Here is a 13680-nt window from a genome sequence, read left to right on the forward strand (position 1 = left end):
ATGAAGCTCCCTAATTTCGAACGGACGGGGACTAACTCAATCCGGCGATGTACTCGGCGATCGCCGGGAGCGGAAGGACCTTGCTGACCACCCCCGCACGAACGGCGGCTGCAGGCATTCCATAGACCACCGCGGTCTCCTGGGACTCGGCAATCACGGTTCCGCCGTTGAAAAAGATCTGTCGAGCACCCTCGACGCCGTCATCACCCATACCGGTGAGCACGACACCGATGCACCGCTCCCGCGCCGCCGCCGCCGCGCTCTTCAGCAGGCGATCCGCGCTGGGAACGTAGCGATCCGTCGGCGCGCCCGGCCCCACGCGCAGCACGTAGTCGTTGCTCGCGTTGCGGATGACCTCCATGCATTGACGGCCCGGGCAGACGAACCCGGTGAGCAAGCCCACCCGATCGCCATCCTGCGCCTCCGACGTGCGCACCGGACCACGGCGGTCGAGCCGCTCCGCGAAAGTGCGCGTGAACTTGTCCGGCATGTGCTGCGCGACCACGATGCCCACCCCCGACGTCGCGGGGATCTTGCTGAAGATCTCGAGCAGCGCACTCGGCCCGCCCGTGGAGCTGGCAATCGCTACCAGGTGCCGCGGCTGCTGGAACACCGGCTGCGCCGCCGGCGGAGGCGTGGGCCGCCCTTCCGGGGTCCAGGGACCGCTGGGCGCCGCCGCGCGGGAACGCAACCCATGGGGCACCAGCGCCTGCGGGCGCCAGTTCTTCACCACGAGCACCTTGCTCAGGATCTGCTCGCGCAGCTCCGTCGCATCGGGCGTGATCTGGCGATCGGGCTTGGTCACGAAATCGAGTGCGCCGAGCTCCAACGCCTTGAAGACGTTTTCCTTTTGCGAATAGCTCGACACCACGATGACCGGCGTCGGCTGACGCGACATCAGGATGCGCAGGAAGGTGAAACCATCCATGCGCGGCATCTCGAGGTCGAGCGTGATGACGTCGGGCTTGAGCAACGTCGTCAGGCGCAAAGCCTCTTCGCCATCGGCGGCTTTGCCGATGACTTCGACCTCGGGCACGTTGAGGAAAATGTCGGCGATGTTGCGGCGGTTGTACGCCGAGTCGTCGACGACCAGGAGCCGAATGCGGGGTGCGGGGGACGAACTGCTCACGACCGATTCGCCATCGCAGAACTCTGCGCCAAAGTGGGCTTTTTGTAGACCAAGTCTTCCTTCAAGTGCAAAAGCTCGAATGCGGTCGAGACGTTGAGCAGCGATTCCGAGTGACCAAGCAAAAGGACCCCACCTGGATACAATCTGTCGTGAAAAATGTCGATGACGCGACGGCGTACGTGGGCATCGAAGTAGATGAGAACGTTGCGACAGAAAACCACGTCGACCCGACCCAAGATACGAGCTTTGTCCTCGTCGAGCAGGTTCATCTGCCCGAAATGACACAGGGGTTTGATCGAATCGAGGATGTGGGAGCCGTCGGCACGTTCCACGAAGTATTGACGGCGCAAGTCCGGGGGTGTGGCACGGAACGACGCCGGGCCGTAGACCCCGCGCCGGGCGGTGGCGACACACCGACGCGAAATGTCCGAGCCAAAAATGCGCACGTCCCACCCCGAGAACAGCTTCGACTGATCGACCAGGATGGCGATGCTGTACACCTCCTCGCCGGTCGCGCAGCCCGCGCTCCAGATGAAGAGACGTTTTCGCGCCTTGTTCCTCTCGTGGAGCATCGGCAGGATTTCATCGCTGAAGGCCCGCAGCTGGAAATCTTCACGAAAGAAGTACGTCTCGTTCGTGGTGAGCAATTCCACCGCCTCCTCCCACTCGTGCCGCGCGAGTGGATGAAATCGAAGGTACTGAAAGTACTCGGTGAAGGAGGCAAGATTCAGCACGCTCAATCGCTCACGCAAACGCCGCGCCACGCTCTGGCGGGAGGTGGATGCGAGATTGATTCCAATGCGCGCGCTCACGAGATCACGCAAAAGGCGGTATTCGTCCTCGCGGATGATCGGGTCCCCATCACCGAACGGAGTCCGCGCCACGTCAGTCTTCCTCCGATCCCGGTGGCGGCCGCAGCGAAAGCGCCAATGTCAGCGCCCCCCTTACGATGGGCTCTTTTTCCCGCTCCAACCGGGCGCGGAGCAGCTCTTTCGCCGCCGGCGCTTTGGTATGGCCGAGTAGCTCGGAGGCGAGCCTTCGCACCTCCCACGAAGCATGGTCGAGGCACGTGCCCAACCGCGCAAGTGCGCGCGCGTCGGGCGCCCGTGAGAGCTCGGCCAGCGCAAGCTTGACGACCTCCGGATCGGGATGATCGAGCGCGTCGAACAGGACGTCGTCCCGCAACGGCCCCGTGGAACCGCGTATCGCTTCCACAGCTGCGCAAGCGATGGCGGCGTCGGGGCTCTTCACGAGCGGGCGCGCGGCGACGAGGCCCTGGTACGAATCGGCCTCGCAGAGCGCGCGCAAGGTCGCCGCAATGACATCGCGCTCGTCGCTGGAGCCGATGAGCGCCACCAGCGGGTCCGCATAGCCCAGCCGTCCCAGTGCACGCACCGCCGCGAGGCTCACCTCGCGCTCCTCGTCGGCCAGCGCAAAGGCGACTGCGCGTTGCGCTTCTTCGCCGCCCAAGGTGGCCAGCGATTCCACGGCCACACGGCGCGCACGCGGATCGCCGTTGGAGAGCGCACGCTTTACGAACTCGACGTCGGGCGCCACGCCGTCTTTGACACCGGCGAGGGCCGCGACCATGGCACACCCCGCAGTAACGTGTTCCCCATCCGGAGCGAGACCGCGCAAGAGCATGCGGGCAGGCCCTGGGTACATCGCCGTGAGCGTACTGAGCGCCATCACGGCCGCTTTCGCTACGCGCACGTCGAAATGGTTCGTCAGCGAGATCATCCGCCCCAGATCGCTGGCATCCCCCGCAGCCGCGAGTCCCTTAATGGCCGCCACCGCAACATCCGCCGCAGGATCGTTCATTCCCTCGCGCAGCATGATCAGCAGCGAAGGATCCGGCTCGGGTGAAAGGCGCGGAAGAAGCGACAGCAAAAGCGCACGCGTGTGCTCCGACGCCCGCGGAATCATTTCCGTGAGCGGCGCCGTGGCCTCCCGGCCGAAAATGTCCAACGCCAACGCCGCCTGCTCGTCGAGGTCTTCCTCGGACAGCGCATCCGCGATGAGCGGCAGGTCCGCCGGGTCGCGCGGAGAAGCCCCAACGCGAGCAGCGCATACGGCCGCGCGTTGTCTGCGCGATCTTTTGCGCACCTGCGCACGAACTCCACCGCGCGGGGCAACGCGGCCATGGCACGCCGCACGCGCGCGAGCCGCTCGGTGCCCAAGGTCTCCGTCAAGAGCCAGCCCCCGAGCGACGTCAGCGCCTCCCGCGCGATGGTCATCGAGCGATCGCCCGTGGCCTCCACCAACGCGAGCAGCGCCGTCTCCTCGCGCGAGCGCGACGCTGCGGCCACGGCTTGCCGGCGCAAGAGCGGATGCTGCACGAGCGGCTCGTACACGCTCCATGGCAACCGCGCATCGAGCCGCGTGAGCGCTTCGAGCGCGGCGAGCTTCACCATGACGTCTTCGCTCGAAAGGCAGCGCGTGAGCTCCGTCGTCGCCTGCACGCGCGTTTCTTCCGTGGAGAGGCCCGCCTGCCCGAGCGCCTCCGCCGCGGCCGCGCGCACGTTCGGATCGGGATCATCGAGCGCGTGCGAAAGCGGCTCGACGCCGCGCGCGTCGGGGATGCCGCCCAGCACCTCGATGGCCAGCTTGCGCCCATCCGCATCGAGCCGCGCGAGCGCGTCGATGGCACCGGGCACCGCGTCCGGGCCGATGGTCACCAGCGCCTCCACCGCCGCGTTGCGCAGGCCGATGTTCTGCTTGTCGTCGAGCGCATCCAGCAAGAACGAGACGATGTGTGCGCGCGCTTCGTGCAGCGGCGCTGCCACGGCGGCCTCCTTGCGCACGCGCCAATCGGCATCGCCCAGGGCGAGCACCAAGAGCCGCGCACCATCGGCGCCGTGCACCAGCGGCAATTGTTGGACGGCGAGCCTTCGCGCCTCCGGATCGTCGTCGGAGAGTGCGCGCTCGATTCGCTCGACGTCCATCGCGATCATGGTGCCTCGCCCGGCAAGGCGTACGCCATGCCGGCGCCCTCCATGAACGCGTCCGTGATGCCGGCGAACCGCGTCGGATCCAGAACGAAGACCATGAGATCGGCGAAGTACGTCACGCCGGCAATGCCGCGCACGTCGTCGCCCGCGCCCAAGGGCGGTGCGGGCCGAAGCTCGGCACCGCCGGTGCCGAAGACGTCTGTCACCGCATCGACAATCACGGCTACAAGTTTGCTACCAGCCATGCCCGAAGGCGAGAGATGCGCCCGCGGCACTTGAACCGAGCCAACCTCGACGAGGATCCATTTGGTCCTCCGCGTCACGGTCACGGGAGGCAAGCCAAAGCGCACGCGCAAGTCGATCACCGGCACGACATCGCCGCGGTAATCGGCCACGCCCGCCACCGCCGGGGGCGAACTCGGCAACTCGATGACCGGAAGCGGATTCACGATTTCGCGCACGCAGTCGATCGAGAATGCGTAGTTGACGTCGCCAATGACGAAGGCAACGAGGTTCTTCAGCGGATCGTGGCGAGGGCGGGACAAGGACTGCGCCATGGCGTCACCCGTCCAGAATAGGTCGTAAATCGAGCAGCACGAGCAGAGATCCGAAGTCGGGGCGGCCGGTCCCCTCCTTGGGTCGCCCGATGCCGTGGATGTGGGCAGGCTGGTCCCCGCCCAAGACGTTGGCCGGCTCGATCTCGTTTTCGGTGAGACGGTACACTTGCAGCACCTCGTCCACCAATAGCCCGAGCTTTTCGTCCCCTTTGTCGACGAGCAAGATACGCGTCAAATGGCCAATCGGCGCATCTTTGACGCCGAATCGTTTTCGCAAATCGATCACGGTCACCAGGCGCCCCCGCACGCTCACCACTCCGATGATCGAAGACGCGGCCCGGGGCACTTCCGTAATTGGCGGCGGCTTGAGAATCTCGCCGATGGAGTGGATTTCGACCGCGTAGATTTCCCCGGCCAAGGAAAATGCCAAATACTCCGTGCGCTGGCCGTCGGCCGCGCGGCGGAGGGCGCGTTGCTCTGCGCGTCTACGCACGAGCGCGGCCATCGCCTAGCCTCCCTTCCGTTCGCATTTCCAGGGCCCCTGCCCCGCGGCCCTCGAGCAGGCGCTCGCCGTCGCCGCTGAGCACCTCTTCCACGAGCGCCGCCACGTCGAGCACCAACGCAACGCGCTGATCGCCCAACTCCGTTGCGCCAGCGAAACCTCGGACGTGTGACAGCGACTTGCCGAGCGCTTTGATGACGATGTCCTGCTGTCCGACCAAACGATCCACGACGAAGCCCAGCTTGCGATTGCCCACGGCGGCGATGACGACGAAGCGCTTCGGCGGCGGGGGGCCCTCGTGCGTGAGGCCGAAAAGCTTCCACAGCCGGCAAATCGGCAAGGTGCGACCGCGCTGGTTCATGACCTCGCGATCTTCCACCGCGCGCACGTCGCGCTCGTCGAAGACGATGGCCTCTTCCACGCTGGCCAGCGGAATGGCGTAGGTGCGCCCGACGATCTCGATGACCAACACGCTGATGACCGCCAGCGTGATGGGCAAGGTGATGGTCATCTTGGTGCCGATGCCCACCTCGCTCGAGATGTCGATGATGCCGCCCATGCGCGAGATGTTCGTCTTGACGATGTCCATCCCGACGCCGCGCCCCGAGAGATCCGTCGCCTCGCCGCGCGTGGTGAAGCCCGGCAAGAACACCAGGCCGAGGATCTCGTGCGGCGCGAGCTCCATCGCTTGCTCGCGCGTGAGCAGGCCGCGGCGCACGGCGCTGTTGATGAGCACCTGCGTGTTCATTCCGGCGCCGTCGTCCTCCACCTCGATGACGACGTGATTGCCTTTTTGGAACGCGTTCAGCGCGATGGTGCCCACGGTGGGCTTGCCCACGCGCATGCGCTCTTCGCGCGGCTCGATGCCGTGATCGATGGCGTTGCGGATCATGTGCATGAGCGGATCGCTCAGCTCCTCCACGATCAACTTGTCGATCTCGGTCTCGGCGCCGGTGACCACGAGGTTCACCTGCTTGTCGTGCTCGCGCGAAATCTGGCGCACGATGCGCGCGAGTTTGTCGAACGCCTGCCCCAGCGGCACCATGCGCACTTCGAGGATGCCGTTCTGCATCTGCGCGAGGTTGCGCTCGAAGACGCGGTGCAGTCGATACAGCTCGTTGGCCAGGCCCCGCGCCTCGGGCCGCGCGCGGACCTTGTCCGAGAGCTTCGCCAGCGAGGTGCGCACGATGGCCAGCTCGCCGACGATGTTCATCAGGTGGTCGAGCTTGCGGATGTCGACGCGTACCGTCTGGCTCACGGAGCGCAGCGACATTTCGCGTCCACCGCCACCGACGGCGGCACCGGGCGGGTACGACGGCTGCTTTTCCACCGGCGGAATCGGCGGAGGCATCGACTTCAAAATGTCGTCGACGTCCGTCGGCCTGCCGCGGGAAATTCGAGCAAAATCTGGGATCGGGGGCGGCACTTCCGATGGCGCCGTGCTGGTCGTGCCCGTGGTCGGAGGCTCGCGTCCCCAGACGACGGGAAGCGGCAGCTCGCCGGCCTTCGACTCCGGGATGGGCACGGCCTGCGGGAAGGAGCTCGTCTCGCCCGTGATGGCGGGGACGGCACCGGTCATGTCGCCGAAGGGCTCGCCCTCCTGCTCGTCGACCGCGGAAATGGGCGGCGGCGGCGGCTTGCTGCGTGCGCCGCGGCGCTGCACCTCTTCGATGGCGGCGTACGAACCACCAAGCGCCGCCTCGAGGACGCTGAGCGAAGCATGGCTCGCCAGCAGGATCTCCAGCTCGATGCTGTCGGCATCGCCGCCCTCGCCCGTGGGCAGGTACGTGATGATCTCGCCGTGCGGCCTTGCGCGCGCCTTCAGCTCGTCGAGCGCGGAGTCGATCGTGTCCAGGCGGAACTGCACGCGGATGCGAAACAGCGAGACGCCCTGCGCGATGTTCGTGCGCAGCCGGTACTCCTCGTACTCGGTGAGCACGCCCAAGAGCCCCGGATCGAGCTCGTACTGCGCCACCGGACTGACGCCGCCGCCCTCCCGCCGCTGCGAAACCTGCCCCAGCGCGTGCAGCAGCGCTTTGACGTCCGCCCCCGGTTCGTCGGGCCGATCGCCCCGCTCCGCGGCCAGGATCTGCGCGTAAAGCTCCACCGCGCGAAAGAGCAAATCGAGCACCGCGGGGCTCATCTCGAGCCGCCCGAGGCGCAGATCGTCCAGCACGTCCTCCAGCTCGTGCGAGAGGCCGCTCATCAAGGTGGCGCCAAAAAGCCCTGCGAGACCTTTCAGCGTGTGGACGGCACGAAAGACGTCGTTGATCAGCTCCGGATCGGTGCGCCCGCCTTTGGCGACGGCATCCACCGCGAGAAGATCACGCCCGAGGCCATCGATGAGCTCCTGCGCCTCGGAGAAGAACTCTTCGCGCGCCTTGTCTCCGAGATCTCCGCGCCCTCCCCCACCGTGCTCGGCCATCGATTCAGCGCTTCACTTCGCCCGGCACCGCCACGCCTGGCACACTGCTCCTAGGCGGCGCGCTCAAAAGGCGCACACACGTGGCACGGAGCTGCTCCGCCGTGAACGGCTTCGGCAGGTAGGCGTTGGCACCGAGGGCCAGCCCCCGGTCGACATCCCGCTGGGCAGCCAGGGTGGAGATGATGACCAAGGGCGTCGAGCGATGGTGCTCGGACTTGCGGATGAAGTGGATCAGCTCCAGGCCGTTGATGTCGGCCATGTTGATGTCCGTAATGATGAGGTCGTAAGGACCGCGCGGCAAAAGCCGCATGGCGTCGAAGCCGCTGGTCGCTTCCGTGACCTGACATCCGCCGAGCGCAGCCGCAAACTCCGCGTCTTCCAAAATGGCGCGCACGAATGCCCGCGCCGAGGCCGAATCTTCCACCACGAGAACTTTGGGCATCGCTATCCCGTATACCGCGCGGAAGCTTACTACGCCGCGCGGGCGAAAGCTCGCACCGTGTTCCGGAATCGACCGGTTTTTGGACCCCCAATCCCAATCGAGGAAGACTACTCTTAGGCTCCATGCAGCCGGCGAAGACTGCGGCGGTCCTCATCATTGGCAACGAGCTCCTCTCGGGCAAAGTCGAGGAGGCCAACCTGCCCTTCCTGGCGCGCACGCTTCGCGAGTTGGGGATCCAATTGCGCCGTGTCGTCATGGTGCTCGACGACATCGAGACGATTGCGCGTGAGGTGCGCGAGCTATCGGCGTCGCACGACTGGCTTTTCACCTCCGGAGGGGTCGGACCGACGCACGATGACGTGACCGTCGATGCCGTGGCGAAAGCGTTCGGCGTCGCCGCGGTGACGAGCCCCGAAATGCGCACCATGCTGCTCGAGCACTACAAAGAGCGCTGCACCGAAGGTCATCTGCGCATGGCGCTCATTCCCGAAGGCGCCACGCTCGAGACGACGGAAGCCATCCGCTGGCCAACGATTCGCTTCAAGAACACCTGGCTCATGCCCGGCGTGCCGGAGGTCTTCCGCATGAAGATCCCCGTGCTCGTGGAGAAGCTCGGGCAAGAGGTGCCGTACATCTCGACCGCGGTCTACACCAAGATGGAAGAGGGCGACCTGAAGCCGCTGCTGGACGACGTCGTCGCCGCCTTTCCCGAGGTCGACGTGGGCTCGTACCCGAAGTGGCTCGACCCTTCGTACAAGACCAAGGTGACCTTCGACGGCCGCGATCGCGCCCAAGTCTTCGCCGCGCGCGACCGCTTTCTGTCGACCCTGCCCGAAAGCGAACCGCAGCGCGTCGACTAACGCGCCGGCGGTGGCGGAGGTGCCACCAAGGGCCCCCGCTCCACCACGACCTCCTTCGTCATCCCCTCGCGCACAATCTGAAGCCGCACCCGCGTCCCGACTTGGCCCGACAATGCCTGATGCAAGTCGTCCCCACTCATCCCCTTTGCCGGCTTCCCATCGATGGCCGTGATCTCGTCGTCCACCAGCAACCCTGCCCTGGCCGCCCCCATGTCCGGGGGCACGTCACGTACGAAAACACGCCCGTTTTCGTTATTTTTGGCGAGAATTGCCCCAATGGAGCCCGTCCAAGTCGTGCCACAGCCGGTCGCTAAAAGCGCTGCGCAAAAGGACAGGAAGAGCCAGGGGTGGACGCGATTGCGTCCCCGGGAAAGAAGGATCCAGTTTGATTTACGGGTCGACATAGGTGAAAAAACGTATCCGAAGGTGGACACAGCAGATTCAGCGGAGGGGCGTAGTCTAGGCCGTTGCTTTCACGTAGGCCCGCTAGCTACACTTGGGCAGAAGCGGAACCGCTTCCTCAACCGAGCGCCTACCTTGACTTTGACCCGGGCCCCCTCGCGAGTGCGAACAGACGACGAACTCCGATGTGGAAGCTGATTATCGAGGACGAGGAGGGCAAACGGACGGTCGTCCCGCTGACGCGTGACGATTACACGATCGGCCGCAAGGAGGGGAACAACATCCGCCTCACCGAGCGCAACGTGTCGCGTGATCACGCGGCGTTGCATCGGAAGAAGAATGGCGCCGCGCCGGTATCGCCGCGCACGCCGCCGCAGTCGGTCCCGCCCAGCAACCCCACGTTCTTCCTGGAAGACCACCAGAGTTACAACGGCGTCTACGTCAACGGCCTGCGCGTGGCGCAAACGCAGGATCTGCTGCACGGCGATCTGATTCAGATCGGCGACTACCGCATCGTGCTCCACGACGATGCCGCCGTCGAGCAGGTGCCCGCGAACGCCACGATTCCGGACGACACCAAGGCGACGCTGCCGAACATCACCACGCGCGGCTCGCTCCTGCTCGAGCGGCCGAATCGTTTGGTCATGCTCGCCGGCCCCACGCCCGGGCTCGAGTATCCGCTCGATCGCGAGCGCCTCACCATCGGCCGCGCGGAAGATGCGGCCATCTCGGTGAATCACAATTCGGTCTCGCGCCTGCACTGCGAGATCCACTCGCTCGGCGAAGGTCGCTACGAGATCGTCGACAAGGGCTCGTCCAACGGCGTGCGGGTGAACGGCTCGGATCTTCGCCGCGGCATCATCGAAGCGGGCGACATCATCGAGCTCGGCGACGTGCGCTTCAAATTCGTCGGTGCGGGTCAGATCTTTTTGCCCGGCGCCACGGACACGCACCAATTCGAGTCCATCGGCGAGCGCTCCACCAACGCGGTGTCGCGTTCGAGCCGCGGTCTCGGCGTCGTGCCTTGGGTGCTGCTCGGGATGATCCTCGCCTCGGCCGCCGTCGGCGTCTGGGCCTACAAGCGACAGCGCAGCCTCTTGCCGTCGCCCGCCACGGCCACCACGCAGAACGAGCCAAGCGAAGAGACGACGTTGGCCGAAGCCGATCGCGCGTGCAATCCGCCGGAGAACCGTTGCGAGGAAGCGCACGACAAGATTCTGCAAGGCATCCCCGAGAGCTCACCGCTGCGCAACGACAAGCGGTTCAAGACGATCGAGATTCGCTGGGCGGAGCAGATGTTCGAGCGCGCCGTCAACGAGACGGACATCTCGCACAAGCGTGCCCTGTACGAGCTCGTGGAAAAGCAGTCCACGCTCGACGAGTCGCACCGCAAGATGGCGGGCGATCGGCTTCGCGAGCTGGATGCGCAAACCATCGCCATGGCGCGGCCTGCGCCGTCGGTGAAGGACAGCGGGCACTCGGTGTCGCTGACCAGCGCGCCCGAGCACGTCGAGCGTCCCGAGAAGACCGCGAGCCGGTCGTCCGGCGAATCGGGCAGCTCGCACTCGAGCTCCAAGTCGAGCGGCGCCGGCAGCACGCCGCCCGCGGCACCGGCTGCATCGGCCTCGAGCAGCAGCTCGAGCGGCAGCGTCGCCGATCAGGTGCGCGGAATGATGCTCAAGGATCCCGACGGGGCGAAGAAGCTGCTCCAGGCCCGTGTGGCCTCGGGCAAGCCCACGCATGAAGAGCTTCTGCTGCTGAAGACGATTTGCCGCGACCAGCACGACCAGGTCTGCGTCAACAACGCGAAAAATCTCCTCGGCGAGAAATAAGCTATTGCCTACACTGATCTTATGATCAGTGCTAAGGAACGGGCCATGCTACCGTTCCCCGTGCAATCCCTTCTCGAGATCTTCAACAACGAGCTCGCCGACGTCCGCTTTGGCGACATGGACGCCAAAGGCCTCGCGGATCTCGCCGCCGAGGTCGAGGCGGCGTCGCACAACGTCATCACCGCGCAGGCTGCGGTGGATGCGGCGAAGGCCAAGCTCACCGAGCGGCAGGAGGCGATGATCTTGCAGGCGCAGCGCGCCCTCGCCTACGCGCGCATTTACGCCGAGACGAACGAGCCGCTCCGCGCCCGTCTCGATGCCATCGCGCTGCCGAAGCTCGCAAAGCGTGCGGCGCCGAAGGTCGAAGACGCCCCCGCCTCCCCCGAGGGCGCGCCGAAGGCCGAGGGCGAAGCCGAGGTCACAAAACCGCGCCGCGGCCGTCCGAAAAAGGCGGAGGCCGCGGCAAACGAGGCAAACGAGACGGAGGAGCCGGCATCGCAAGCTGCCGAATAGCGACTCTCGCCCCCCGTACACGTTCCCGTTCCCGTTCCCGTACACGATCCCGAAAGCCCGAGAAGAAGATCGGGAAGGGGAACGGGAACGTGTACGTGTACGGGAAAGATAGGATTTCAGGGAATTGGGTCGGGCTTCACACCTTTGGCGATGGCGTTCGGGCAACCCAGCTGAACGCCGGTGGGCCCGTCCTTCGTCTTCACGATCTTGAAGTCGACGCGGCGGTTCTTCTCCCACGCCTCCTCGTTGTGACCGGGATCCTCGGGGCAGTACTCACCGTAGCCCTTGGCGCGCAAGCGTGACTTGTCGATCCCGCGCTGCACCAGGGCCGCCATGACCGAGTTCACGCGCTGCTGCGTGAGGTTCAAGTTGAACTGATCGCTCGCGCGCTCGTCGGCATGGCCGGCGACCTCCATCAAGGTGAACTCGGGATGGTGCACGATGGTGGCCGCCACCGCGTCGAGGATGCCGTTCGATTCGGGGAGGATCTGCGCCGACCCCGTCTTGAACTTGATCTTCTGCAAGATCACGATGTTGTTGTCCTGGATGACCACCTGTCCCTTGTCGGGGCAGCCGTCTTCGTCCTCGAAGCCGTTGAAGGTCTCCGGCTGGTTCGGGCACTTGTCGACCTTGTCGGGGATGCCATCCTTGTCGTTGTCCGGATCCGGGCAGCCGTCTTCGTCTTCGAAGCCGTCCTTGTCCTCGGGATCGTTCGGGCACTGATCCATCTTGTCGGGGATGCCGTCCAAGTCGTTGTCCGGATCGGGGCAGCCGTCCTGGTCCTGGAAGCCGTCCTTGTCCTCGGGCTGGTCCGGGCACTTGTCGACGTTGTCGGGAATGCCGTCGCCGTCGCGGTCGCCCGTGTTGCCCTCGGGGCAACCGTCGTCGTCCTGATCGCCGTCGCGATCTTCGGGCTCGTTCGGGCAGCGGTCGTCCTTGTCCGGGATGCCGTCTTCGTCGTTGTCCGGATCGGGGCAGCCGTCTTCGTCTTTGAAGCCGTCATGATCTTCCGGATCGTCCGGGCACTGATCGATGTCATCCTTGATGCCGTCGCCATCGCGATCGCCAATCGACGGCTCGAAGACGAAACCGATGAAGCCGCGGATGTTCGCCGCCTCGAAGCCGTTCGTGTAGCGGGGGCCGGCGCCGAACATCAGGTACGAGTTGCGCTCGACGAAAATCTTCAGTCCGCCGACGACCTCGTTCGACGGCTTCACCTTGTCCGCGGCATCGCCCGAGAGCAGGTACGTCGCATACGTCTCCGCGATGATGTCGACGGGATCCAGAATGCGGTACGCGATCGCAGCGCCGTAGGTGAGGCGATTGCCGTCCTTGAACGTGCCGTCGCGCAGCTCGATGGTGGTGTCGCTCGCGCCGTGGACGCGGATACCGCCGTTCAAACCGAACTTGAAGCGCTGCGAAGCGCCCAGGCGATGCTCGAAAAAGACCTGCGGCCACACCCATGCCGTGGGATCGGCACCGGCGTTCTTCGGTGCATCCGTCACGGGCACGCCCGCGGTAACGCCGAGTGCGAGCCCGGGCCCGCGATCCACGCGCGTGATGCGCAACTTCGCGTGCAAGCCCAAGTATCCGAGGGTCTGTGAATCGAGCTTGTTGTTCGCCCAGCCCCCCACCGAAGGCGCGCCACCTGGACCGCCGCGATCGTCGCCGGCCATCAAGTTCACCGGCACCGTCAGGCCGACGGCGAGCAGGTTGGCGATGCCGTAGTTGAACATCGCCGTGCCTTGAAACGAGTGCTCGATGAGTTGCGGGCTACCCGCACCGTTGTCCGGAACGCGAAGCAGCGTGCGGCCGTAGTCGATGACGAGGCCCAAGCTGATGTCGTTCTTTCCAAGGATGTCCGTGCCGTTGACGGAGAAGAACCCTTTCGAGTCCATCGCAGGACGAAACAGGTGGGTATCGAAACCGTCACCGTTTCCGTTTGCGATTTGCGCTCCCGCCGTACTGCCGAACAAGGTCACCGCGCTCGCACAGGCGAGCGCCACGAAGCTTCGGTAGTGAGCTTTCATTCGCCTTGGCGCCTATCATGCCCATATTTTCCAAAGA

The 13680-nt window shown here is 65.4% G+C and carries 13 protein-coding genes; 3 read left to right on the plus strand and 10 right to left on the minus strand.

Going from position 1 to position 13680, the window contains the following annotated elements; genetic code table 11:
* Positions 1–31: 31 nt before the first annotated feature.
* Genes cheB through LZC95_40765 form a run of 8 tightly spaced genes read right to left on the minus strand, consistent with a single transcriptional unit; the run spans position 32 to position 8006 of the window.
* Positions 32–1129, minus strand: a complete 1098-nt coding sequence (cheB, locus tag LZC95_40730; GenBank protein WXA92761.1) for a chemotaxis-specific protein-glutamate methyltransferase CheB — start codon at positions 1127–1129, stop codon at positions 32–34.
* Positions 1126–2013: a protein-glutamate O-methyltransferase CheR gene (locus LZC95_40735; protein ID WXA92762.1), complete on the minus strand. Its 888-nt coding sequence runs from the start codon at positions 2011–2013 to the stop codon at positions 1126–1128. Before LZC95_40735 ends, cheB begins: the two co-directional genes overlap by 4 nt.
* Before the next feature lies 1 nt (position 2014).
* Positions 2015–3103, minus strand: coding sequence for a HEAT repeat domain-containing protein (locus LZC95_40740; GenBank protein ID WXA92763.1), 1089 nt, complete (start codon positions 3101–3103; stop codon positions 2015–2017).
* A complete protein-coding gene (locus LZC95_40745) occupies positions 3052–4083 on the minus strand; it encodes a HEAT repeat domain-containing protein (GenBank protein ID WXA92764.1) in 1032 nt (343 codons plus the stop codon). Before LZC95_40745 ends, LZC95_40740 begins: the two co-directional genes overlap by 52 nt.
* Positions 4080–4637 carry a chemotaxis protein CheW gene (locus tag LZC95_40750; protein WXA92765.1) on the minus strand — a complete coding sequence of 186 codons (558 nt, stop codon included), beginning with the start codon at positions 4635–4637 and terminating at the stop codon, positions 4080–4082. The genes LZC95_40745 and LZC95_40750 overlap by 4 nt, the downstream gene beginning before the upstream one ends.
* Positions 4638–4641: 4 nt before the next feature.
* The gene (locus LZC95_40755) at positions 4642–5142 is read right to left on the minus strand and encodes a chemotaxis protein CheW (GenBank protein WXA92766.1); all 501 of its coding nucleotides are present in this window, start codon (positions 5140–5142) and stop codon (positions 4642–4644) included.
* Positions 5123–7564, minus strand: a complete 2442-nt coding sequence (locus tag LZC95_40760; protein WXA92767.1) for a chemotaxis protein CheA — start codon at positions 7562–7564, stop codon at positions 5123–5125. Before LZC95_40760 ends, LZC95_40755 begins: the two co-directional genes overlap by 20 nt.
* A gap of 4 nt (positions 7565–7568) precedes the next feature.
* Complete coding sequence (locus LZC95_40765) at positions 7569–8006, minus strand: response regulator (GenBank protein WXA92768.1); 438 nt, start codon at positions 8004–8006, stop codon at positions 7569–7571.
* A gap of 122 nt (positions 8007–8128) precedes the next feature.
* Here LZC95_40765 and LZC95_40770 point away from each other — a divergent pair, with 122 nt between their 5' ends.
* On the plus strand, positions 8129–8866 hold the full coding sequence (locus LZC95_40770; GenBank protein WXA92769.1) for a competence/damage-inducible protein A: 738 nt from the start codon (positions 8129–8131) through the stop codon (positions 8864–8866).
* Here LZC95_40770 and LZC95_40775 read toward each other — a convergent pair.
* On the minus strand, positions 8863–9090 hold the full coding sequence (locus tag LZC95_40775) for a PDZ domain-containing protein (GenBank protein ID WXA92770.1): 228 nt from the start codon (positions 9088–9090) through the stop codon (positions 8863–8865). The two genes, LZC95_40770 and LZC95_40775, sit on opposite strands and share 4 nt — an antisense overlap.
* A gap of 363 nt (positions 9091–9453) precedes the next feature.
* On the opposite strand from LZC95_40775, the gene LZC95_40780 reads away from it, so the two are divergent.
* Positions 9454–11100, plus strand: a complete 1647-nt coding sequence (locus tag LZC95_40780; protein ID WXA92771.1) for an FHA domain-containing protein — start codon at positions 9454–9456, stop codon at positions 11098–11100.
* Between the two features lie 45 nt (positions 11101–11145).
* Positions 11146–11613, plus strand: a complete 468-nt coding sequence (locus LZC95_40785; protein ID WXA92772.1) for a hypothetical protein — start codon at positions 11146–11148, stop codon at positions 11611–11613.
* A gap of 116 nt (positions 11614–11729) precedes the next feature.
* Here the strand turns inward: LZC95_40785 and LZC95_40790 are convergent, their stop codons facing one another.
* On the minus strand, positions 11730–13643 hold the full coding sequence (locus LZC95_40790) for an OmpA family protein (GenBank protein WXA92773.1): 1914 nt from the start codon (positions 13641–13643) through the stop codon (positions 11730–11732).
* Between the last annotated feature and the right edge of the window lie 37 nt (positions 13644–13680).

This window comes from Sorangiineae bacterium MSr12523, from assembly GCA_037157775.1.
Classification (GTDB): domain Bacteria; phylum Myxococcota_A; class Polyangia; order Polyangiales; family Polyangiaceae; genus Pendulispora; species Pendulispora brunnea.

Bases quoted from the DNA above. Each gene is read 5' to 3' on its own strand.
- LZC95_40790 (WXA92773.1), bottom strand. From the start codon at position 13,643: ATGAAAGCTCACTACCGAAGCTTCGTGGCGCTCGCCTGTGCGAGCGCG.
- LZC95_40780 (WXA92771.1), top strand. From the start codon at position 9,454: ATGTGGAAGCTGATTATCGAGGACGAGGAGGGCAAACGGACGGTCGTC.
- LZC95_40765 (WXA92768.1), bottom strand. From the start codon at position 8,006: ATGCCCAAAGTTCTCGTGGTGGAAGATTCGGCCTCGGCGCGGGCATTC.
- LZC95_40770 (WXA92769.1), top strand. From the start codon at position 8,129: ATGCAGCCGGCGAAGACTGCGGCGGTCCTCATCATTGGCAACGAGCTC.
- LZC95_40745 (WXA92764.1), bottom strand. From the start codon at position 4,083: ATGATCGCGATGGACGTCGAGCGAATCGAGCGCGCACTCTCCGACGAC.
- LZC95_40785 (WXA92772.1), top strand. From the start codon at position 11,146: ATGCTACCGTTCCCCGTGCAATCCCTTCTCGAGATCTTCAACAACGAG.
- LZC95_40755 (WXA92766.1), bottom strand. From the start codon at position 5,142: ATGGCCGCGCTCGTGCGTAGACGCGCAGAGCAACGCGCCCTCCGCCGC.
- LZC95_40750 (WXA92765.1), bottom strand. From the start codon at position 4,637: ATGGCGCAGTCCTTGTCCCGCCCTCGCCACGATCCGCTGAAGAACCTC.
- LZC95_40760 (WXA92767.1), bottom strand. From the start codon at position 7,564: ATGGCCGAGCACGGTGGGGGAGGGCGCGGAGATCTCGGAGACAAGGCG.